This window comes from Pseudomonas sp. B392_1p (assembly GCF_052245235.1).
GTDB classification, from domain to species: Bacteria; Pseudomonadota; Gammaproteobacteria; order Pseudomonadales; family Pseudomonadaceae; genus Serpens; species Serpens gallinarum.
On sequence record NZ_JBQPXM010000001.1, the window covers coordinates 278,653 to 300,652 of the forward strand.

Annotated in this window: 23 protein-coding genes; 15 read left to right on the plus strand and 8 right to left on the minus strand. The window is 61.1% G+C overall.

Annotation, left to right across the window (positions count from 1 at the left end; all coding sequences use genetic code 11):
* Positions 1-81: 81 nt before the first annotated feature.
* Positions 82-759, minus strand: coding sequence for a TetR/AcrR family transcriptional regulator (locus ACTV8E_RS01320; RefSeq protein WP_443198217.1), 678 nt, complete (start codon positions 757-759; stop codon positions 82-84).
* A gap of 490 nt (positions 760-1,249) precedes the next feature.
* Here ACTV8E_RS01320 and fliD point away from each other — a divergent pair, with 490 nt between their 5' ends.
* Genes fliD through ACTV8E_RS01360 form a run of 8 tightly spaced genes read left to right on the plus strand, consistent with a single transcriptional unit; the run spans position 1,250 to position 7,473 of the window.
* Entirely contained in the window at positions 1,250-2,629 is a 1,380-nt protein-coding gene (gene fliD / locus ACTV8E_RS01325) for a flagellar filament capping protein FliD (RefSeq protein WP_443198218.1), read from the plus strand.
* A gap of 19 nt (positions 2,630-2,648) precedes the next feature.
* Positions 2,649-3,044 carry a flagellar export chaperone FliS gene (gene fliS / locus ACTV8E_RS01330; protein ID WP_251835635.1) on the plus strand — a complete coding sequence of 132 codons (396 nt, stop codon included), beginning with the start codon at positions 2,649-2,651 and terminating at the stop codon, positions 3,042-3,044.
* Positions 3,028-3,339 (plus strand): hypothetical protein, encoded by a 312-nt coding sequence (locus ACTV8E_RS01335; RefSeq protein WP_251835636.1) that lies wholly within the window; start codon positions 3,028-3,030, stop codon positions 3,337-3,339. The genes fliS and ACTV8E_RS01335 overlap by 17 nt, the downstream gene beginning before the upstream one ends.
* Before the next feature lie 8 nt (positions 3,340-3,347).
* Complete coding sequence (locus ACTV8E_RS01340) at positions 3,348-4,412, plus strand: flagellar hook-length control protein FliK (protein WP_443198219.1); 1,065 nt, start codon at positions 3,348-3,350, stop codon at positions 4,410-4,412.
* A gap of 32 nt (positions 4,413-4,444) precedes the next feature.
* Positions 4,445-4,918, plus strand: a complete 474-nt coding sequence (locus ACTV8E_RS01345) for a flagellar basal body-associated FliL family protein (protein WP_273538311.1) — start codon at positions 4,445-4,447, stop codon at positions 4,916-4,918.
* A 2-nt stretch (positions 4,919-4,920) separates the two neighbouring features.
* The gene (locus tag ACTV8E_RS01350) at positions 4,921-5,652 is read left to right on the plus strand and encodes a FliA/WhiG family RNA polymerase sigma factor (protein ID WP_443198220.1); all 732 of its coding nucleotides are present in this window, start codon (positions 4,921-4,923) and stop codon (positions 5,650-5,652) included.
* Between the two features lie 10 nt (positions 5,653-5,662).
* Positions 5,663-6,535, plus strand: coding sequence for a flagellar motor stator protein MotA (gene motA, locus ACTV8E_RS01355; protein WP_251835640.1), 873 nt, complete (start codon positions 5,663-5,665; stop codon positions 6,533-6,535).
* The gene (locus ACTV8E_RS01360; RefSeq protein ID WP_443198221.1) at positions 6,532-7,473 is read left to right on the plus strand and encodes an OmpA family protein; all 942 of its coding nucleotides are present in this window, start codon (positions 6,532-6,534) and stop codon (positions 7,471-7,473) included. Before motA ends, ACTV8E_RS01360 begins: the two co-directional genes overlap by 4 nt.
* A gap of 513 nt (positions 7,474-7,986) precedes the next feature.
* Here the strand turns inward: ACTV8E_RS01360 and ACTV8E_RS01365 are convergent.
* Together ACTV8E_RS01365 and lafA are read right to left on the minus strand one after the other, a co-directional pair.
* Positions 7,987-8,547, minus strand: a complete 561-nt coding sequence (locus ACTV8E_RS01365; RefSeq protein WP_443198222.1) for a winged helix-turn-helix domain-containing protein — start codon at positions 8,545-8,547, stop codon at positions 7,987-7,989.
* Between the two features lie 388 nt (positions 8,548-8,935).
* A complete protein-coding gene (lafA, locus tag ACTV8E_RS01370) occupies positions 8,936-9,775 on the minus strand; it encodes a lateral flagellin LafA (protein WP_443198223.1) in 840 nt (279 codons plus the stop codon).
* Positions 9,776-10,102: 327 nt separating this feature from the next.
* On the opposite strand from lafA, the gene alkB reads away from it, so the two are divergent.
* Entirely contained in the window at positions 10,103-10,771 is a 669-nt protein-coding gene (gene alkB / locus ACTV8E_RS01375; RefSeq protein WP_443198224.1) for a DNA oxidative demethylase AlkB, read from the plus strand.
* Between the two features lie 117 nt (positions 10,772-10,888).
* Here the strand turns inward: alkB and ACTV8E_RS01380 are convergent, their stop codons facing one another.
* Positions 10,889-11,470: an RBBP9/YdeN family alpha/beta hydrolase gene (locus ACTV8E_RS01380; RefSeq protein WP_443198225.1), complete on the minus strand. Its 582-nt coding sequence runs from the start codon at positions 11,468-11,470 to the stop codon at positions 10,889-10,891.
* A gap of 451 nt (positions 11,471-11,921) precedes the next feature.
* Here ACTV8E_RS01380 and oscA point away from each other — a divergent pair, with 451 nt between their 5' ends.
* The 6 genes from oscA to ACTV8E_RS01410 all read left to right on the plus strand — a co-directional run bounded on the left by oscA (position 11,922) and on the right by ACTV8E_RS01410 (position 17,050).
* Positions 11,922-12,104 (plus strand): sulfur starvation response protein OscA, encoded by a 183-nt coding sequence (oscA, locus tag ACTV8E_RS01385; protein WP_443198226.1) that lies wholly within the window; start codon positions 11,922-11,924, stop codon positions 12,102-12,104.
* A gap of 163 nt (positions 12,105-12,267) precedes the next feature.
* Positions 12,268-13,266 carry a sulfate ABC transporter substrate-binding protein gene (locus ACTV8E_RS01390; RefSeq protein WP_443198227.1) on the plus strand — a complete coding sequence of 333 codons (999 nt, stop codon included), beginning with the start codon at positions 12,268-12,270 and terminating at the stop codon, positions 13,264-13,266.
* Between the two features lie 108 nt (positions 13,267-13,374).
* The gene (gene cysT / locus ACTV8E_RS01395) at positions 13,375-14,193 is read left to right on the plus strand and encodes a sulfate ABC transporter permease subunit CysT (protein WP_443198228.1); all 819 of its coding nucleotides are present in this window, start codon (positions 13,375-13,377) and stop codon (positions 14,191-14,193) included.
* Between the two features lie 10 nt (positions 14,194-14,203).
* Positions 14,204-15,076, plus strand: a complete 873-nt coding sequence (gene cysW, locus ACTV8E_RS01400; RefSeq protein ID WP_443198229.1) for a sulfate ABC transporter permease subunit CysW — start codon at positions 14,204-14,206, stop codon at positions 15,074-15,076.
* A 5-nt stretch (positions 15,077-15,081) separates the two neighbouring features.
* A complete protein-coding gene (locus ACTV8E_RS01405; RefSeq protein ID WP_443198230.1) occupies positions 15,082-16,068 on the plus strand; it encodes a sulfate/molybdate ABC transporter ATP-binding protein in 987 nt (328 codons plus the stop codon).
* 244 nt (positions 16,069-16,312) lie between these two features.
* Positions 16,313-17,050 (plus strand): hypothetical protein, encoded by a 738-nt coding sequence (locus ACTV8E_RS01410; protein ID WP_251835649.1) that lies wholly within the window; start codon positions 16,313-16,315, stop codon positions 17,048-17,050.
* A gap of 120 nt (positions 17,051-17,170) precedes the next feature.
* Here the strand turns inward: ACTV8E_RS01410 and argA are convergent, their stop codons facing one another.
* The 4 genes from argA to ACTV8E_RS01430 all read right to left on the minus strand — a co-directional run bounded on the left by argA (position 17,171) and on the right by ACTV8E_RS01430 (position 21,884).
* Positions 17,171-18,469 carry an amino-acid N-acetyltransferase gene (gene argA, locus ACTV8E_RS01415; protein WP_443198231.1) on the minus strand — a complete coding sequence of 433 codons (1,299 nt, stop codon included), beginning with the start codon at positions 18,467-18,469 and terminating at the stop codon, positions 17,171-17,173.
* Between the two features lie 79 nt (positions 18,470-18,548).
* The gene (argE, locus tag ACTV8E_RS01420; protein WP_443198232.1) at positions 18,549-19,733 is read right to left on the minus strand and encodes an acetylornithine deacetylase; all 1,185 of its coding nucleotides are present in this window, start codon (positions 19,731-19,733) and stop codon (positions 18,549-18,551) included.
* 169 nt (positions 19,734-19,902) lie between these two features.
* Positions 19,903-21,168, minus strand: a complete 1,266-nt coding sequence (locus ACTV8E_RS01425; protein ID WP_251835652.1) for an inorganic phosphate transporter — start codon at positions 21,166-21,168, stop codon at positions 19,903-19,905.
* A gap of 38 nt (positions 21,169-21,206) precedes the next feature.
* On the minus strand, positions 21,207-21,884 hold the full coding sequence (locus ACTV8E_RS01430) for a TIGR00153 family protein (RefSeq protein WP_251835653.1): 678 nt from the start codon (positions 21,882-21,884) through the stop codon (positions 21,207-21,209).
* Positions 21,885-22,000: the final 116 nt, after the last annotated feature.

Here is a 22,000-nt window from a genome sequence, read left to right on the forward strand (position 1 = left end):
CGATAACAGTGTGGCCCAGGTGGGCTTATGCGGATGTATAGCCGATATAAATCGATAAATGAAGCGCGCTAACGCAAGATCCTAGGGCGTGTTCTCGAGAACTGCCGATATGAATCCGTTTTCGAGGGGTTCAGTCCGCTTGACCAAGCAGGGTGGTAGGTACAGACCCAGGTAGGCGACAAAGACTCGGGCGCCTTCTTCCCGCCAGCGGGGGATGACTTCGCCGTGTTGTTGTACCGAGCGAGCATAAACACGATCGGCCAGCTCCATAGCCAGCGCAAAGACATCCAGGTCCTCGGGCAGCGGTGGTAGGGCAAAGTGCCGGTCGAACAGCGCGTGCATCAACCGGCCCAATTCCAGGTCGTGCTGCAGGTCGGCCTGGGTCACTTCTGCCTGACCATGCTGGGCCAGTATCAGTTGGCGGGCGGCGGGGTCGTCGGCATAGATGCACAGCATGCGCTGCTCAACCAGACGCGCTAAATCCTGCCAAGTCTGCAGCGATGCATGCTCAACCGGCACGGTCAGTGTGGCGCGAAAGGCGGCATGGACTTGACCTGCCAGCGACTGCAGCAACGCCGGTACGCTGGGAAAGAAGTGGTACACCGAAGAAGGCGGAATCCGGGCGCGCTCGGCCACCCCGTAGATCGTCAATCCGCTCACGCCGCAATCGGCCAGTTGGGCGCGGGCGGCGTTGTGAATGGCAGCGATGCGCGCCTGACTGCTGGCGCGGGGTTTGCGAGCGTTGACGGATGGCGGCATGCCGGAGCTCCAGGTTCGGGTGAAAGTCGGCCGAGTGGCTGGCGCAAGCGCGCTGGCGGCGTATGGGACGGTGCGTATTTTCGCTGCAAGAAGCCGCGAGCGCCTTGATGGGGTTCGCAGGCTGCCGAGTCTATGCCGATCGGGTTGTACTGGCCGTATCGGGCACGGTTCCAGTGCTGCGGTCGATAAACTCTGGTATGCGCCTCCTTACAGGTTGTACTCGAGCACTGTCTCTAGGGGCTGCGGTCCCTCATTTATTACGGCGTCAGAACCTTGGCGCTTAAGCCCTGCGGCGTTTAGGTCGCCTGTGTCTATCAAATCCACCACCAGCTGGAATGCGGAAGCGGTGTTTCCGCATCGGGCGCGCGCCGGGGTATTAGGTGCTTCGCGCGGAAGCGGAGTTTCAGCTGCAAACGGCGCTACGGCCAATTTTATACGGCATGGCGTTTTGGCATCGGAATTGCCTCCTAACCATCAAGGGGTACCAGACATGACGACTTTTGACAGTAACTACGCCTACAACATGGCCACCCAGCTGGCGGGATTCGACACCCAGACCAGCTACAGTCGCCTGGATCGCAACAAAAAGAACTACCAGGCTCAGCAGACGGCGCTCAATACGTTGAGTTCCGCCCTGAGCACCTTTCAAACCAAGCTCAGTGGCCTGAAAGGCACAGGCAGCGCCAGTTCGATGGTGCAAAACAAGGCCACGCTGAGCAGCTCGGATTACGCTACGGCGACCGTGGGCGGCAAGGCGGTGGCCGGCAGCTATCAGTTTTTCGTCAAGCAACTGGCCAGCAAGGACCAGGTTGCCCTGCAGGGCCTAAACGACAGCAACCTCGCCACTACAGGCAAGCTGACCGTCGGCCAGCCCGGTAATACGGAGGCGACTGCATTCGAGGTGAATCCGGCGGACTACGCCACGCTTGGAGAATTGGCCGCCGCCATCAACGCCAAGGCGAAGGATAGTAAAGTGGCGGTCAATGCCACGCTTGTACGCAGCGGAACCACGACCAGCCTGGTTCTGACCAGCGAAAATCCTGGCGAGAATCAGAAAATCTCCTTGATGCTCGAAGGGCAGGACGAGGCCGCAACAAAGACCACTCTGGGCAGCAAGCAGTTGTCTACCGCCCAAGACGCCGTTGTGTATATGGGAGCCAGCGAGGCCGAAGGCATTGAGCTGCGCAACTCCAGCAATACCTTCTCCAACGTCATCGATGACATCAGCCTGACCTTCACCAAGGCACACGCTGCAGGTGACCAGCCGCTGACGATCGATATCGCCCAGGACCCAAGCGCCACCAAGGCCAAGGTTCAGGAGTTCGTCGACGCCTACAACAGCCTAATGTCCACCATCAAGAGCCTGACTGCCAGCGGTTCGGAAGAATCCGAGCGTGGCGCGCTGGCCGCCGACGGTATGACCCGCGGCATCAAGAGCATGGTGGATAAGCTGATTCGCCAGAATTTCGGTGGCGAATCGCTGGTGTCGCTGGGTATCACCGCCAAGCGCGATGGCAGCCTTGAGCTGAATGGTGAGCGCTTCGACAAGATGCTGGCCACTAAGCCCGAAGCCCTGGATGCCATTTTCAAGGGCGATGGAGCCACTAAAGGCTTGCTCGACTCCTTGCTGGATACCAAAAGCGGCCTGGCGGTTTACACCAGCAGCGTCAACGGCATCCTGAAAACGCGCAAGGACAGCATCAGCGACTCCATGAAACGAACCGATATCGAGTACGAGCGGGTCGATACCCAGTACGAGAATCTCTATCAACGCTATCTCAAGCAGTACACCAGCATGATGCAGATCATGTCGACGCTGGAGCAGACCTCCAGCCTGTACTTCGACTTCGCCAGCGCCGAAAAGAAATGATCCTAACGACTGAGGCCCCATGACCTACCACTACGAAGACAGCTACAACAGTTATCGCATGGTCGATCTCGAGTCGAAGGCCGCTGCGGCTTCGCCCTACGAACTGGTGCTGGTGCTGTTCGACGGTCTGCTCGACGAGCTGGCTCGCACCCGTGGTCACATCGAAGGTAAGCGCTACCAAGAGAAAGGCCGCTCGATCGAGAAGAGCATCAATATTCTCAACGGGCTGTCCAGTTCCCTGGACTATGAAAACGGCGGCGAACTGGTTGCCGGTCTGGCGCGGTTGTACGACTACTGCATCTACCGCCTGGCCGATGTCAGCGTGACGTTGTCGCTGGAAGGTCTGGACGAAGTGGTAAACCTACTCGGCACGTTGCGCGAAGGGTGGGAGGGCGTGCGTGCCGCCCGCCAATGAGCTGCAGCGTCTGCACAATCTCAAGGTGCAACTCGAGCGCGTGCTGCATCTCGATGACTGGGACGCTATCCGCGAAATTGATCGCTCGCTGCGCGACATCCTGCTGAGCCTGCGCAAGCAGGGTGACGAGCCCAGCGCCGAACTGCTGGCCGCGTGCCGGGATGTTCAGCACTTGCACGGTCTGGCGCGCCAGCGCTGCCAGGAAGAATGTCAGCGCCTGCGGGTGCTGTTGGACAGTCACGAACAACCCGCAGATGGCCGAAGTGCTTATGCCTGGGTGGAGAGTCTGCGGTGAATACAGCTGTGAGTATTAATCTGGCCGGACCTGTCCAGCAGGCGAACTCTGCCATCTTGCCCGCCGCTGCCGAGTCCGCACCCGCCGCAGTTGCAGGAACCGCATCGCAGGATGTAGCCAACAACGCCCCTGGATTTGCGACGGAGCTGCGTGCCAGCGCTGAGCTTCTGCCTGAATTAGTGGATGTACTGGCCGAGCTGGAGCCGGTCGAGTCTGGCGCAGTGGAGCCGACTTTGGTGGCCCCTGAAGGTGAAGCTGGCCTCGAGCAGATCGAAGCCCTGCTGGGCAGCCTGCTGGCCCAGCAACAGCAACAGGTTCAGGCCCAGCCAGCGACAAGCCAGAGCGCTGTGTTGGCGGATCGCGCGGCGCAATCCCTGCCAGGGCTGCCGGGTGATCGCCTGACGCAGCCACATACCGCCGACGGCAAGGCTCCCGTCTTGCCTGCCCAGGTTGAAGTGCGCAGTGAAACACTCGCCGGCGCTGCGCGCGCCGAGGCCGCACCGCTCAATACCGGCAATGCTATCGGCATTACCGTGGATATGGCCGGCACGCTTGCGGTTGGCAAAGCGGCCGAGGGCGAGACGTCAGCGGTGCTCTCCGGTCAGGCCAGTCAGCTACCGGCAGCGGTTAGCGCACTGCCGGAGCGAACCCTCAAACTACAAGGCTCGGACGCCCAGCGTGGCGAGCAGATGCTGCATGCACTGCGTGACAGCGTCGATATGCAGATACAACAAAAGGCGCAACGCGCCACCATTCGCCTGGACCCTCCGGAGCTGGGCAAGCTGGAAATCGTGGTCAGTCAAGAGGCGGGCCGCATCACCATTCAAATCAATGCGGGACAGGCCGATACCCTTAGATTGCTGCAGCAAACCAGTGACCGTCTGCGCCAGGAGCTGCTCACGCAGCATTTTGTTCAGGTCAACGTCCAGGTCGGTGCCGACAGTCAGTCGGGTCAGCAGTCACGCCAGGAGCCACTGCGCTACGCGGAGAACGCGGTACGGGACAACGTCCTGGAGCCAAGCGGGGACGACACCCGCCAGCGTGATACCTCCGATGTGCTGGTTACGGTCTGACGCGCACTCCAGAAATTCGTAAGAGAGAAAGTATGAGGTCATCCCGCGTTATCGTCGTGCTGCTGGTACTCAACATCATTGTGGTGGGTACAGCGTTGGCGGCTTTTTTTATGACTCAGCGCCCGTTTACGGGTGATCTGCACGCGGCCGATGGTGATTCCGCCCAACAGTTGCGGGAGCTGAGCGAGCTGTCGGCCTACCAGTTTCTGCCCATCGAGAAAATCATCATTGGTGTGCGCGGGGCCAAACGTGAACATTACGTGGTGATTGACCTGGCGCTGCAGATCAGCGCCAAGGTCGACAGCAAGCTTCTGCCACCGTTGGTGCCGGTGGTGCGCAATTCGGTGGTCGCCGAATTGTCAGGCATGCGTTACGAGACACTGCGCAAGATGTCCATTATCGAACTGCAGGCGCTGATCGAGCAGACCCTGTTTGATGATTTTGCCGCACGCCAGCTCAAGGCACCGTTCGAGCACGTGTTGGTCAGCAAGATGCTCGCGCAATAATCATGAACAGCCCCTGCGTCGTCGAGACAGCCTACCCTGGGCATAGCGCCCCGCCGCTGTTCGCTCCGCAGGACGAACAGCGCTGGCTATTGCGTTATCTGCCGCTGGTCAAGCGCATTGTCAGCCAGCTGGCACTGCAGGCCAGTTCGACGCTGGATCGCGAAGACATGGAGCAGATCGGCCTGCTCGGCCTGCTCGACAGCCTGCGTCGTTATGGCGAGCCGGATGAAGCATTTGGTCGCTTTGCCAGCCTGCGCATTCGCGGTGCGATCCTCGATGAGTTACGTCGCCAGGACTGGCGGCCACGGCAAGTGCGTCAGCAGAGCCACAAGATGCGCGATGGCGTGCGTGCCCTGGCGCGCCAGCTAGGGCGTGAGCCGAGCGATGAGGAAATCCGTACGCACCTCGGCGTGGATGAAGACGCCTACCACGCATATTTGCTGGACCAGTCCGGCGAAGCGCTCGAAAGCCTCGATGCGTTGCTGCAGGACGGCCATGAACCGAACGCCAATGTCACCGAGGGGTTCGAGCAGCGCGTGCATCAGGAACGCCTGTTGGCCCAGGTGCTGGGCCGGCTGTCCGAGCGCGAACAGTTGGTGTTGACCCTTTACTACCAGCACGACCTCAGTCTCAAGGAGATCGCGCTGGTGCTGGACCTCAGCGATGCACGGATTTGCCAGCTGATCAAGCAGGCCGTCAAACGGGCCTGTGTCTTATTAACCGAGCCTAATTAGTCGAGCCGTTATGCAGAAAATTTTCGGATCTCTCCTCATTGTCGCGTGTGTCCTGGGTGGTTATGCCCTGGCCAACGGCAACCTGGCCATGCTCTGGCAGCCTGCAGAATTGCTCATCATCGTCGGCGCCGCCCTGGGCAGCCTGATCGTGGGTAATCCCAAGGAAGTGCTGATCGAAATGCTCAAGCAGATCAAGGGTGTGGTGGTCTACAAACGGCGCGGGGAAGAATTCCAGCGCCAACTGCTGATGCTCCTCTATGAGCTGCTGGAAATGGTCGAAATCGGCGGCCTCAAGGTGCTCGATGAGCACATCGAGGAACCGGAGAAGAGCGAGCTGTTTGCCAAATACCCACTCATCCTCGCCGAACCCAACCTGATGGCCTTCATTGCCGACAACTTCCGCCTGATGGCGATGGGCAAGATCAGTGCCCACGAACTGGAAGGTTTTCTCGACCAGGAACTGGAAGCTATGGAGGAAACCCTGCTGCTGCCGTCGCGCTCGCTCAATCAGGTCGGCGAAGCGATGCCCGGCTTCGGTATTCTCGCCGCAATCATGGGCATCATCATCACCATGGGTAATATTGGCGGCTCGGTTGCGGAAATCGGTGCCAGTGTCGCTGCTGCGCTGGTCGGCACCTTCCTTGGCATCTTCTTCTGCTACTGCGTAATGCAGCCGCTGGCCACGGCCATGTCGCAACGCATCCGCACCGAATTGTCGGCTCTGGAATGCGTGCGCACCACGCTGGTGGCCCATGTGGCCGGTAAGCCGACGCTGCTGTCGGTGGATGCCGGTCGCAAACTGATCGAGCAGGACGTCAAGCCGGCGTTCAGCCTGCTCGAATCCTGGGTCAACCGCTATGAGGAAGAGCGGGACGCAGCATGAGCAGCTTGAGAAGGAAGGGCGATAAGGATCGCGAGATTGTTATCAAGCGGCGTCGTAAGAAGGGCCATGAAGGCGCCCACAGTGGTGCCTGGAAGGTCGCCTTTGCTGACTTTACCCTGGCGATGATGGCGCTGTTCATGGTGTTGTGGATCATCAATCCAAGCAAGACGTCTTCGCCGCTCAGCGCCGACGACCCGGTCAGCAACCCGCTGATGGAAGGCATGGTCGGTGCCAATATGTTCGACAACATCAGCGAGCTGCCGATCGACCTGGACGGCAGCGTGCGCGAGATCCAGCCCGAGCCGCAAGATATCAGGCAGTACAACACCCGCGAAGATCTGGAGCAGTTGGCGGATCTGATCGAGGAGCTGTCCGGTGAAGTGGATGCGCTGTCCAACCTCGAAGTCATCGTGGTGCCGCAAGGGCTGCGCATTCTGATCAAGGACGACCAGCAGCGCTTCATGTTCGAGCGCGGCAGCGCGCGGCTCAATCCGCATTTCCAGCGTTTGCTGACCAGCCTGGCGCACATGCTGGCCAAGGTCGAAAACCGCCTGATCATCAGCGGCCACACCGATGCCACGCAGTACCGCAAGAGCGCCACCTACAACAACTGGAACCTGTCCGGGGACCGCGCGTTGCTGGCACGCAACGTGATGGTCAATGCCGGCTTACAGGCGACGCAGGTGCTGCAAGTCTCGGCCTTGGCCGACGTCATGCCGCTGCGCGCAGACAATCCGCGCGACGGCGCCAACCGACGCATCGAGCTGCTGCTGCTGACGGAAAAATCCGAAGGGCTGTACCGCGACCTGTTCGGCGAAAGCTACCCGCAGCTGCATTACACCAAGGAAGGCACGCGTTTAAAGGTGCCAGAGAAGGTTGTACAGCCCGCTCCTGTTAGCGTGCTGAACAAAGAGGTTGACACACTCTGGGTGGAGTAAGTGATCGGGCTGCGCCTCAGAAGGGGCGCGGAGCGTCCCAGCTCGATTCCCGCCGAGCGCAGGAAGCATCTGATACGCAGTTACCCGCGCAGCCCGCGGCAGGGAGAACTCCTGCCTTCCGCCCTTTTGTTTGGGTGGGCTTGCGTTTAAGCCGTGCCATCGTCTTCGTCGCGAGGTCGCAACTCCCACACTGAACCTCTGTGGGAGGCCGCCCTCGCCAAGCGGCTGTAAGGGCCCGACATCGTTAGGGGCGCAGGACTGCTGATGCAAGCTGCCAGAAACGTGCCTAAGCGGTGAGTTATGCGGGCATGAAATTCGTCGGGCGGCCACGCCCGGCGCAAGTTGCGGGAGGAACGTGCGCCATGACACAGCCAACCCGCCTGCAACGAGCGTCACCGCCTTACACCAGTTGTAAGGTCGGTGAATAGAACGCTTGGGTAACGCCCCTTGCAACAGCTGGACAAAGCCAATGAATTCGCCCGTCACAGCAATGGCATCGTACGGCTTAAGACGTCACAGTCCTGGCAGATTGGCCGCACAGGTGGCGAGCAAGGGGGTGAAGCCAAGCAGTGCTACCAGTCGCCACCAGCTCGGCAGTTTGCGGCGGGTGTTGCTCGTGTTGCAGTCCAGTGAGGCCTGAACCGTAGCGGGCGTCTCGGCGGAAGAAGCCGGTAATACCTGCTCGGCCTCGATATAGTCCGGGTTGAACAAATACCCCCGACGCGGCAGGGTCTGGATGATCTGTCGACCTTTTTCGTCGCCGAGAATTTGCCGCAGCACATAGATCTGCTGGTTCAAGCTGCCCTGGCTGACCACGCGGTCGGCCCAAGCGTAGCCGAGCAGGTCCTCGCGGGTAACCACCTCGCCGGGCGTCTGCAGCAGGCGCTCAAGCACCCGGCTGCCGGCGAAACCCAACTCGACACGTTCGGTGTCGCCTTGCTCGGGCTGCAGGCGCAACTGGTACTGCTGCGGCTGGAACAGGGCGCGGCAGGCGCTCCGGCCTGTGCGCAGCGTGAAGGAATCGGCAGACCAGGGGCTGTCGACTACGGCGTGCTGGAGGGCTTGACTGTTCATGGGCAAAGGTCACTTAAGGTGTAATGGGACGTGCGTCAAAAAACTGATGCCAATGTGAGAGCACATAGGTAATAGCAAGGATCGTTCCCATTTTCTTGTCGCGGCCAGAAGACCTATTTCCGCTGCCGTGAGTTTTTCGATGACAGAAGGGCAAATTTTTTGCTGAGTGAAGGCTTCGGGCCGAGGGCGGGCCTCCCACAGGGTGGGCGCGTAGCACGGATTTCACAGTGGGAGCGGCGAGCTCGCCGCGAAGAGGAGGCATGGCTGGACCTCGTGTTGCGGCTGGCATTGCACCTGCCCTACATTTCTTCCAGGCACAAAAAAACCCGGCGAGCCGGGTTTTTTGTGGTTTCCAACCAGGCGAGCCTGGCTGGAAACGCGGCAGGGCTTAGCCCAGCAGGGACATGGCCAGACCTGGCATCTGGCTGGTCTGCTTGAGCATGGCGATACCGGACTGCATGAGCATGTTGTTCTTGGCCATCGCTGCGCTTTCGGCGGCGAAGTCGGTGTCCATGATGCGGCCCTTGGCGGTGTTGGTGTTGTCGGCCATGTTGGCCAGGTTGTTGATGGTGTGGTTCAGGCGGTTGATGCTGGCACCCATGGCGCCACGGGCGGAACCGACGTTGGTCAGCAGAGTGTTCAGCGAGTCGATCATGGTGTTGGCAGCACCGGAAGCAGAGATGCCACCCGATGCAGCGGCCAGTGCAGTACTGATCGCAGCGACTTCAGTTTGTACTTCAATGTCCAGTGTTTCAGCAGAGGACGAACCGATTTGCAGAGTCAGGGCTGCAGTCAGTTTGCCGCCCGATGCAAACAGATTGTTGTCAGCACCGTAGCTGGTGTTATCAATGATGTTGCTCAGTTCAGCGGTCAGCTGAGTGAATTCAGCGTCTAGAGCGGTGATGTCTTCGGCGCTGTTCGTGCCGTTGGCTGCCTGGGTGGCCAGGTCCTTCATGCGCAGTACAACGTTGGTGAATTCGTTCAGCGCGCCTTCGGCGGTCTGCAGCAGGGAAATGCCGTCTTGGGCGTTACGCATGGCAACAGCCTGGCCACGGGCCTGAGCGTTCAGGCGGGTGGCGATTTGCAGGCCAGCGGCATCGTCAGCAGCGCTGTTTACGCGCAGACCGGTACCCAGACGCTGCTGGTTGGTGCCCAGCGCGCTGTTGGTTTTGGTCATGTTGGTCTGGGTCAGCGATGCGGCGTAGTTGGTATGAATCGAGATGGCCATGTGGGCCTCCATCAAAAAATTGGCTTGGAAAGCTGGCTTCGATTGCCCGCTATACAGGTAGGGCGACGGACTTGAAGCGGGACTTAAATTATTTTGACGAATTATTTTTGGCGGGGCATTTGTAGGGGCGAATTCGTTCGCCTGGCATCGGGCTTTCCGGCACCTGCGGGGGTGCGACGAACGACCCAGCTGATGCCTTTGAGTTGGTCGCGGCGGCGGTGTGGCCTGGGAGTCATGCGCCAGGCGAATGAATTCGCCCCTACAAAAGCGTTCGGCCATTGGCCACTTGGCGTTCCTTTGTGGCGTGTCGCGCAGGATCATATGTCCATGAAAGATCACACTCGACTGGGCTCCATTCCCGACCTGTTTCCCGAATCCACTCCGACCACCGAATGGCTGGGGCCGAGCGCCTGTGTGCTGCGCGGCTTCGCCTTGCCCTACGTTGCCGATTTGTTGTCAGCGCTGGCTGATATCGAGACAACTGCGCCCTTTCGCCATATGCAAACACCGGGCGGCTACAGCATGTCGGTGGCGATGAGCAATTGCGGCGCGTTGGGCTGGGAGTCGGACCGCCACGGTTATCGCTATGCCCCAGCGGATGTGCTGACCGGTCTACCCTGGCCGGCGTTGCCCGAGGTCTTCTTGCGTCTGGCGCAAGCCGCTGCCGCCGAGGCGGGGTTTGCCGGTTTCCTGCCCGATGCCTGCCTGATCAATCGGTATGCGCCGGGCAGCAAGCTCTCGTTGCATCAGGACAAGGATGAGCAGGATTTCAGCGCGCCGATTGTATCCGTGTCGCTGGGCATTCCCGCCGTGTTTCAGTTCGGCGGCCAAAAGCGTAGCGACAAGACCCAGCGGGTGCCGGTGCTGCATGGGGATGTGGTGGTGTGGGGTGGCGTGGATCGCCTGCGTTACCATGGCGTGCTGACGATTAAGGCCGCGACCCATGAGCTGCTCGGCGCGCACCGCATCAACCTGACCTTTCGCAAGGCCGGCTAAACGCATGGCATTCTTTGTAGGGCCGATTTCACATCGGCTGATTTGTAGGGCGCGCAACCCGCATTCGTGGCGTCAAAAATCTGTGGCGAACGCTTTACCCGCGCGGGCTGTGAAAAGTCAGGCGCGACGCCGCTCCAGCTCGTCGATCTGCACCTGCAGACGGTACAACCAAGCAAAGCCCTGCTCCCAGCGCTGGTGCCCGGATTTCACGTTGATATGCCCGACGCCACTGAGAATGCTGGCCTCGGCGCCCCAGTCGATGGCGAGCTGCAACGCACGTGTGGCAGTGGCTGCCGGATCGTTGTCCGAGCCAATCAACTGGCTAGGGAACGGCAGCGTCTGGCGCGGCAGTGGCGCGAAATTGCGCAATGGCTCGGGGCAGTCGGGCCGTTCGACGTCCGCTGGTGCGACCAGCAAGGCCCCGCGCACGCGACCGAGTAAATGTCGTGGTGCCTGTTCGGCCCAGTGCGCCACCGTTACGCAGCCCAGGCTGTGGGCGATCAGAATGGTTGGGCAGCCATCAGCAGCAATCGCAGCGTTGAGCCGGGCAACCCAGTCCTCGCGTCGCGGGGTCAGCCAATCGCCCTGTTCGACGCGGGCGCTGTTGGGCAAGGTGCGTTGCCAGTGGCTTTGCCAATGATCCACCGGTGAGCCATGCCAGCCGGGGACGATCAGGTAACGAATGAGGGAACTGGGCATAGGCCACCTCCGTAAGGAATGGCGGCAGTGTAGGGAGGGTTAATGCAGTGTTGAAGGAATAAAAGATTATGTTCTTATTCCATAATTCATAACCTGCCCAGGCATTCGGCCGGTGGCTGGCTGATAGCCGTACCCGCATCGCGTAGGGGCGAATTCATTCGCCATACTCATGACGCATTGGGCACCTCTTCGCTGCGACCTACGCCTCGTGCCTCCACCCGCACGGAACTCGCACACGCGAGTCGCCGACGACCCCGGCGCACGGCGAATGAATTCGCCCCTACAACTGCTTATCCCCGGCACGCATTGGCGTCTGGCCAGGAATTGCTGTTGATATGAATTAAATGAATATAAAAATTCTTAAACGGTATTTTTCAGAATATAACGTGATCTCTATATTCCGCTCCACGCCCTGGCCCACTGGTCAGGGTGCCGACCTTTCGGAGCCACCATGAGCGCAACCCTTCTCAGCCTCGACGGACAGGACGATGCCACCCTGCTGCGTGAAATCCACAACGCCCTGCGTGATCTGCGCTTTGGCTCGGTGGAAATCACCGTGCACAACGGCCAAGTCGTGCAGATCGAGCGCAAGGAAAAATTTCGTTTGCACAATCAACCGGGCAAGCCTGCCTAAACACCCCAACGCTGAAGCCCGACTGGACCACCGGAGGGCGTGTATGAATCGAGACCATCAGATGACTACGCACCGGTACTGCAGCTGTCGCCCGCGAATGCGGAGCTGACACTCCTCCTCAAAAAATAGCCAAGACGTAAAAGAAAACTTCAGGAGCTGCACCATGTCCATTCGCCGTTTCGCTGTCGCCGCCCTGGCCAGCGTCCTGTTCGCCGCCCCGAGTTTCGCTGCGGACAAATTGCTCAACGTGTCCTACGACCCGACCCGTGAGCTGTATCAGGAATTCAACGCCGCCTTCGCCCAACACTGGCAAGCCCAGGGCCATGACAAGGTCAGCATCCAGCAGTCCCATGGCGGCTCTGGCAAGCAGGCCCGCTCGGTGATCGACGGCCTGCGCGCCGACGTGGTGACCCTGGCCCTGGCTGGCGACATCGATGAGCTGCACCGCCTCGGCAAACTGATTCCGGAAGATTGGCAAGAGCGTCTGCCGGACGCCAGCACACCCTACACCTCGACCATTGTGTTCCTGGTGCGCAAGGGCAATCCGAAAGGCCTGAAGGACTGGGGCGACCTGGTCCAGCCTGGCGTGGAAGTCATCACCCCGAATCCGAAGACCTCCGGCGGTGCGCGCTGGAACTTCCTCGCCGCCTGGGCCTGGGCGAAGAAGCAGTACGGCAGCGACGAAAAGGCGCAGGAGTACGTGGCCCAGCTGTACAAGCAGGTGCCCGTGCTGGACACCGGCGCCCGTGGCTCGACCATCACCTTCGTCAACAACAAGATCGGCGATGTGCTGCTGGCCTGGGAAAACGAAGCCTTCCTGGCACTCAAGGAAGAAGGCGGCGACGCGCTGGAAATCGTCGTGCCGTCGCTGTCGATTCTTGCCGAGCCGCCGGTGACCGTGGTGGACAAGAACGTCGAGCGCAACGGCACCCGCGAACTGGCCAACGCATACCTGAATTACCTGTACAGCGAAGAAGGCCAGCGCATCGCGGCGAAGAATTTCTACCGCCCGCGCAACGCCAAAGTGGCGGCTGAATTCAGTCAGCAGTTCCCGGCCCTTGAGCTGATTACCATCGACAAGGACTTCAACGGCTGGAAAGAAACACAGCCCAAGTTCTTTAACGATGGCGGCGTGTTCGACCAGATCTACCAGGCGTACTAAGCGCGCCGGCTGCAAGCGACAGGTTTCACGCGGCAAGAGCGAGCCCATCTGGTTCCTGTGCTTGCCGCTTGTGGCTTGCTTGTAGCTCAACCAGAGCGAACGTTGACCATGTCCATTCGAACGTCTCCCGTCATACCCGGCTTCGGGCTGACCCTGGGCTACACCCTGTTTTACCTGAGCTTCCTTGTGCTCATTCCACTGGGCGCCCTGTTCGTCAAAACCACCGAGCTAAGCTGGGACCAGTTCATCGCCATCATCAGTTCCGCGCGCGTGCTCGCCGCCCTCAAGCTGAGTTTTCTCACCGCTTTAGGCGCTGCGCTGCTCAATGGCATCATTGGCACGCTGCTGGCCTGGGCGCTGGTGCGTTACACCTTTACCGGACGCAAGCTGATCGAGGCGCTGATCGATTTGCCTTTTGCCCTGCCCACCGCGGTGGCCGGCATTGCGCTCACGGCGCTGTATGCGCCCAACGGCATGATCGGCCAGTTCGCCACCAGCCTGGGCTTCAAGATCGCCTACAGCCCGCTGGGCATCACCCTGGCGCTGACCTTCGTCACCCTGCCGTTCGTGGTGCGCACCCTGCAGCCGGTGCTGGCCGACATCCCCAAGGAAGTCGAGGAGGCCGCCAGTTGCCTGGGCGCCAAACCCTTCCAGGTGTTTCGCCACGTGCTGGTGCCGGCGCTGGTACCGGCCTGGCTGACCGGCTTCGCCCTGGCCTTCGCCCGTGGCGTCGGCGAGTACGGCTCGGTGATCTTCATCGCCGGCAACATGCCGATGAAGACCGAGATCCTGCCGTTGCTGATCATGGTCAAGCTCGACCAGTACGACTACGCAGCCGCGACCGCCATTGGCGTGCTGATGCTAGTAGTGGCCTTCATCCTGCTGCTGCTGATCAATCTGCTGCAGCGCTACATTCGAGCCCATTGAGGAGTCCGTCATGAGCAGTCTTTCCGTGGCCGCGCCCCTTACCGTCGTGCATCGACCGGCCCCGCGCCACTGGGGGCGCATCGCGCTGATTGGCGCGGCCTGGGCGGTGTTCGCACTGTTTTTGCTGCTGCCGCTGGTGATCGTGCTGAGCGAAGGGCTCAAGCACGGCCTGGGCACTTTTTTCGGCGCCATCTTTGAGCCCGACGCTATCGCGGCGCTGAAGCTGACGTTGATCGCCGTGGGCATTTCGGTGCCGCTCAACCTGGTGTTCGGCATTGCCGCCGCCTGGTGCGTGAGCAAGTACGAGTTTCGCGGCAAGAGCATTCTGGTCACGCTGATCGACCTGCCGTTCTCGGTCTCGCCGGTGATCGCCGGCTTGATCTACGTACTGCTGTTCGGTGCCCAGGGTGCGCTCGGCCCCTGGTTGCAGGACCACGACATCCAGATCGTCTTCGCCGTGCCAGGTATCGTGCTGGCCACCTTGTTCGTCACCGTGCCCTTCGTCGCCCGTGAGCTGATCCCCTTGATGCAGGAGCAGGGCACCCAGGAAGAAGAGGCCGCGCGTCTGCTTGGCGCCAGCGGCTGGCAGATGTTCTGGCACGTCACGGTGCCGAATATCCGCTGGGGGCTGATTTATGGCGTGGTACTCTGTACGGCGCGTGCGATGGGCGAGTTCGGCGCCGTGTCGGTGGTGTCCGGGCATATCCGCGGGGTTACCAACACCCTGCCGCTGCATGTCGAAATTCTCTACAACGAATACAACCACGTCGCGGCGTTCAGCGTGGCCAGCCTGCTGCTGGCCCTGGCCCTGATCATCCTGCTGCTCAAGCAGTGGAGCGAATCGCGAATTAACCGCCAACGCCACAGCGGCGCGGAGGAATAAAACCTGTGAGCATTGAAATCCGCAACGTCCACAAGCAGTTCGGCGCCTTCCGCGCATTGAACGACATCAACCTGGATATCCACAGCGGTGAGCTGGTTGCCCTGCTCGGCCCGTCCGGCTGCGGCAAGACCACCCTGCTGCGCATTATCGCCGGCCTGGAAACCCCGGACACCGGTTCCATCGTGTTCCACGGCGAAGACGTGTCCACCCGCGACGTGCGCGACCGCAACGTTGGTTTCGTGTTCCAGCACTACGCGCTGTTCCGTCACATGACCATCTTCGACAACGTCGCCTTCGGCCTGCGCATGAAGCCCAAGCGCGAGCGCCCGGATGAGGCCACGATCGCCTCGCGGGTCAAGGAATTGCTGGAGATGGTGCAGCTGGACTGGCTCGGCGACCGTTACCCGGAGCAGCTGTCTGGCGGCCAGCGCCAGCGCATCGCCCTGGCCCGTGCCCTGGCAGTGCAGCCGAAGATCCTGCTGCTTGACGAGCCCTTCGGTGCGTTGGATGCCAAGGTACGCAAGGAGCTGCGTCGCTGGCTGGCGCGCCTGCATGAGGACATCAACCTGACCAGCGTCTTCGTGACTCACGATCAGGAGGAAGCCATGGAAGTGGCCGACCGCATCGTGGTGATGAACAAGGGCGTGATCGAGCAGGTCGGCTCGCCCGCCGAGGTCTATGAGCATCCGGCCAGCGATTTCGTCTATCACTTCCTGGGCGACGCCAACCGGTTGTATGTCGGCACCGAGCACCATGTGCTGTTCCGCCCCCACGAAGTGGACCTGTCCCGTAGCCAGCTGAGCGATTTCCTCGCCGGCGAAGTGCGTGACATACGTCCGCTCGGCGCCATTACCCGGGTGACCTTGAAGCTCTCTGGGCAGGAAGAGCCGATCGAAGCCGAAGTGGCCAAGGACCACGACAGCCTGGTTGATTTGAGCCGTGGCCAGACGCTGTACTTCAAACCCAAGGCCGGTGTGCCGCTGCATCCCTGACGTAGAGGCATGTAGGGTGGACAACCGCTGTTAGTTGTCCACCTGTCGGTGCCCAGGGTGGATGTAAAAAAAGCGACATCCCCCCACAAGGCGCCTGCATGGCGTCATGTGAGAGCGCCAGGCCAAGCCGGTCACAAATCATCTTTTCGACTGACTCTTTTCGTTACGGCGAGCGCTAAGCTGGGGACCACGTCATTCCAGGCCACTGGGCTGACGGCTCACAACAATAAAAAAGGAGCATCCCATGCCAACGTTCGTGGTTTCACTGCGCCGCCTGGCGGCTCTTTTTCTGGGCCTGTTGATGATGGCGCCGCCACTGGCGTTTGCCGCGTTGACGCCGGTGGAAACTGTTCAGATCCAGGCCACGCGGGCTACCGGTAGCCTGTTACTGCTGCGTGGTGAAGGATTTCAGAAAGACCATCAGCTGCGGCTGGAGGATGACATCCAGGCTTTGCAACGGGCCATGCAGGCGCTGCAGTCCGACGAGACGCTGTACCGCCTGCACCTGCAATTGATAGAAGAGTTGCGCCGTGGCGTGGCTTTCGGCCCAGGGGAAGACAGCATGCCCTGGCGCTATCCGGAAGAACTGGCCCGTGCGCTGCGCGATTTCCTTAGTGCCCTGCGCACGCATCCTTCCGCCTCGCCCACCGAGGTGGCCGCCAAGGTCGAATACCTCGCCGTGCAATACCTCAGCCGCGCCTATTTTGGTAATTTCGAGATCGCTCGCGAACAACCGGATACCTATCTTGGGCAGGATGAACGCAAGCTGGTGCCGTTCATTGATCAGGAAATGCAGGGGTTGGCCGAGGATAATCCGAAGCTGACCAAGATCCAGGCCCGCTGGCAGTACCTGCGCGTTGCCCTGCTCGACATGAACAGCCAGAGCAGTGCGTTGGTCAGCGCTTCCGGTCGGCCTTTTGCGCCCACTACCGTGGACCGTCACGCGCGCGCCCTGAGCGAGGAATGGATGGCGTTGGAATAAGCCTCGCCTTGGCGTTGAGCGAAGCGATACCCAGCGCATTACGGCGATGGGTATGGCGTTGCGCAGCGTGTTAAAGCCGAGTGCCCTGTCACGCCTCGGGCTTGATGCTGGCCGCTGCTTTTAAAGGCCTTTTTCAAACACTTTCGAGTTGCGCTGAAAGTTGTATAGCGAAGCGCGGGCCGCCGGCAGGCGTTCGACGCCGCTGGGTTTGAAACCGCGCTCCTGGAACCAGTGGGCAGTGCGGGTGGTAAGCACGAAAAGGGTCTTCAACCCCAACGCACGGGCGCGTTTCTCGATGCGTTCCATCAGCACATCGCCGCGCTGGCCGTGGCGGTAATCGGGATGCACGGCCAGGCACGCCAGTTCGCCCCAGTCCGAGTCCGGTATGGGATAAAGCGCCGCGCAGGCAATGATCAGGCCTTCGCGCTCGACGATGCTGAATTGTTCGATCTCGCGCTCCAGCATCTCCCGTGAGCGGCGCACCAGGATGCCCTGTTCTTCCAGCGGGCGAATCAATTCCAATAGGCCGCCAACGTCGGCGATGCTTGCTTCGCGCACCGCCTCGAACTGTTCCTGGGCCACCAAGGTGCCGCCCCCTTCACGGGTGAACAGTTCGTTGAGCAGCGCGCCGTCTTCGGCGTAACTGACGATATGACTGCGCTTGATCCCACCGCGACAGGCCTGGGCGGCCGCATCCAGCAGCTCGGCCTGATAGCTGTTGCCTAGGCGCTTGAGGTGGGCCGGAATCTGCTGTGGGCGCAGTTCACGCACCAGCGTGCCCTGTTCGTCGAGCAAGCCGCGTTCGGCTCCGAACAGCAGCAGCTTGTCGGCCTCAAGGTCAATGGCCGCGCGAGTGGCGACGTCCTCGCAGGCCAGGTTGAAGATTTCCCCGGTGGGCGAATAGCCCAGCGACGAAAGCAGCACGATGCTGCGTTCATCGAGCTGACGATTGATGCCCTTGCGGTCGATGCGTCGCACTTCGCCGGTGTGTTGGTAGTCGACGCCCTCGACGACGCCGATGGGCCGTGCGGTGACGAAATTGCCGCCGGTGACACGTAAGCGCGCGCCCTGCATCGGCGAGGCGGCCATGTCCATGGACAGGCGCGCTTCGATGGCGATGCGCAATTGGCCGACCGCGTCGATTACGCACTCCAGGGTTGCCGCGTCGGTGACGCGCAGGTCCTGGTGAAAGCGCGGCGCCAGCCCGCGCTGAGCAAGACGCGCTTCGATCTGCGGGCGCGAACCGTGTACCAGCACCAGGCGTACGCCGAGACTGTGCAGCAGAACCAGGTCGTGGACGATATTGCCGAAATTCGGGTGGGCGACGCCGTCGCCGGGCAGCATGACCACGAAGGTGCGGTCGCGGTGGGCGTTGATGTAGGGCGAGGCATGGCGCAGCCAGTTGACGTATTCGTGCATGGGAAGCCTTTTGCGTAAGCGGTCGATGAGCAAGCGGAAGACAGTAAGCGGCTTTATCGTCGAAGCTGCGGCTGCACGGTCAGTCTCCTGTAGGCAAGGTGGCGCTGGCATCCATGGACATTGGGCGCAGGCAGTAATGTTCGATCAGTTGGCGCAGGATACGCACGGTGGGTTCGAGGCGCGCCAGCTCCAGGTATTCGTCCGGCTGATGGGCGCAGGCGATGTCGCCCGGGCCCAGCACAATTGTCTGGCAGCCAAGCTGCTGAAGATAAGGCGCTTCGGTGCCGAACGCCACCGCTTCGGCGGCCTGTCCGGTCAGGCGTTCGGCCAGGCGTACCAGTTCGCTGTCGGCAGTCTGCTCGAAGGGCGGCACCTCGGGAAACAATGGGGCGAAGTCGATGCGCACCTGGTGCCGCTCGGCCAGGGGCTGCAGTTTGCTGTGAATTGCCGCGCGCAGCTGCTGCGGGTCCATGCCCGGCAGCGGGCGTAGGTCGAACTCCAAGGCGCACTGGCCGCAGATGCGGTTGGGATTGTCGCCGCCGTGGATGCAGCCGAGATTAAGCGTAGGCACCGCCACGTTGAACAGCGGGTTGTGGAATTCGCGTTGCCATTGTGCGCGCAGTGCAAGGAGTTCGCCCATGGCGTCGTGCATGGCTTCCAAGGCGCTGTGGCCATAACGGGGGTCGGACGAGTGGCCGCTTCGGCCGAGGATATTCAGGCGTTCCATCATCACGCCTTTGTGCAGGCGAATTGGCTTGAGTCCGGTGGGTTCGCCGATCACCGCGGCGCGGCCTAGCGGTCGACCGGCGGCAGCCAGGGCGCGGGCCCCGGACATCGAGCTTTCCTCATCGCAGGTGGCGAGAATCAGCAGCGGCTGGCGGAAGGTCTGGTCGAGCAGGCTCTTGACCGCTTCGATCACCAGCGGAAAAAAGCCCTTCATATCGCACACGCCCAGACCAACCCAGCGGCCGTCCCGCTCGGTCAGGCGCAAGGGATCGCTGCGCCACAAGGCGGCATCGTAAGGCACGGTGTCGCTGTGTCCGGCCAGCACCAGGCCGCCTGGGCCCGTGCCATGGCTGGCCAGCAGGTTGAATTTTCCGGGCGTAACCTCTTGCAGTTCGCAGACGAACCCCAAGTCGCCGAGCCAGCCGGCCAGCAACTCGATCACGGCAAGGTTGGATTGGTCCAGGGCCGCCTGGGTGCAACTCACCGAGGGCGCGGCGATCAGCGCGGCGAACTGGTCTTTCAGCGAAGGCAAGGGCATAGGGGGCGACTCTTTCGCAGAGGCCCTCATCATAGCAACAGGCTTCAGGCGTAGGTTGGATTAGCGAAGCGTAATCCGACAACCCGAAGGACATGCATCCCCCGGATTACGCCTTCGGCTAATCGAGGCTACGAGCTTGCGGCTCGTAGCCTGAAGCTTGCAACTGCTCTTACAGGAAAATCAGCGACATGATTTCGAAGTAGATGATCGCCAACAGAGCGCCAATCGGCAGGGTCACGACCCAGGAGGTGAAGATCTTGCCGACCACCGACAGGTTCAATGCGCCGATGCCGCGTGCCAGGCCAATACCCAGGACCGCGCCCACCAGGGTATGGGTGGTGGAGATTGGCAGGCCGATGCCTGACGCAGCGACCACGGTGCTGGCGGTGGCCAGTTCGGCGGCGAAGCCACGGCTGGGGGTCAGCTCGGTGATGCCCTTGCCGATGGTGGCAATCACTCTCCAGCCGTAGGTGGCCAGGCCGACCACGATACCGAAGGCGCCCATCAACAGGACCCAAGCCGGAACGGGCGATTTGCCGCCAACGACCATGTCTCCGCCGGCTTCGATCACCCCGACCACTGCCGCTAATGGGCCCACGGCGTTGGACACGTCGCTGGCGCCATGGGCAAAGGCCATGGCGCAGGCGGTGAAGATCATCAGCACGGAAAACACTTTTTCCACACTGGCGTACTGGAACGTGCGGTTGGCTTCGGGGTCGAGCTTGATGCGCGTCAGCAGGGCAACGCCCAGCAGGCAAACGGCAGCACCGACGCCGATAGAAAAGAGCACGCTCTGGCCCACGCTAAAGTTCAAGCCAACGTGTTTCAGACCCTTGGTGAAGGTCATCAGCGCCAGCATGAAGCCGGTGAGGAACATGTAGACCGGCACCCAGCGCTTGGCGTTCTGGAAGGGGTTGTCAGTGTCGATGATCAGCCATTGCACGCTTTTGAACAGTCCCCAGGCGAGGATTCCAGAGAGAAGCGGTGTAACGATCCAACTAGAGACAATGGGTACCAGTCCGGCCCAGTTCACGGCATCGACCGACACGCCAACCGAGGCGAAGCCGATGATGGCACCGACAATCGAGTGGGTGGTGGAGACCGGCCAGCCGCGCAGGGAGGCGACCAGCAGCCAGGTCCCGGCGGCGAGCAGTGAGGACAGCATGCCCAGCACGAACAGGTCGGCGGGAATCACATCAGCGGCGACAATGCCGTTCTTGATGGTTTCAGCGACCTGGCCACCGGCCAGGTAGGCGCCAAGAAACTCGAACACCATGGCGATCAGAATCGCCTGCTTGATGGTCAGTGCCTTGGCACCCACCGAAGTACCCATGGCGTTGGAAACGTCGTTGGCACCCACACCCCAGGCCATGAAAAAACCGAAGCAGCAGGCCAGCACGAGGAGTACGAAGCCGTAGTCCGCGACAAGAGACATAAAAAATTACCTGTAGATTCCAGAAAGGAAGCTGGCGCCTAGCGCGCCAGCAGTTGTTCCAGTCGGTTGCCGACACGCTCGGCACGGTCGGCGATGTCGCCGACCCAGTCGATGATCCGGTAGAGGAACATCACATCGACGGGGGGAAGGTCCTTCTCCAGTTTGTACAAACCGCGACGAACTTCGATCTGCTGACGATCGGTCTCGTTTTCGATAGCTTCCAGTTCCTCGACCATGCGCTCCACAATCGTGGCTTCGCGGCCCGAGAATCCGGTTTCCAACAATTCGTCCAATTGATCCATGGCCTTCAAGGCCTGGGCGCTGGCATCCACGCAGCGGCGCACGTAGGCAAGCATCTGCGGCTGGATGGAGTGGGGAATGGTCATCTGGCGGCCCAGCATCAGGCCGGCGATGTCCTTGGCCCGGTTGGCCACTTTGTCCTGCACGCTGAGCAGATCGAGCAAGTCGGAACGCGGCACAGGCAGAAACAGGCTCTTGGGCAGGTGCATGCGCACACTCTTCTTGAGCTTGTCGGCCTCGCGCTCCAAACGCACCATTTCCTGCTGCACCTGTTCTACACGCTCCCAATCTTCGGCCATGACGGCCTCGAAGAAGGGCACCAGGTTGGCCGCACATTCGTGGGCCTTGGCGATGTGTTGTTGCATCGGCCCGATAGGCGACCGACCGAACAGACTGGCAAAGGGATTGACTGGCATTAGGGAGAACCCTAGGTCGAAAAGAGGCGGCAAGTATACGGGGCACTGCGAGCCCTCGCTAGCGTAGGTCATCGAACAGTAATGCCTGTATGCTAGACGGCCCTTGTCAGGCCGCG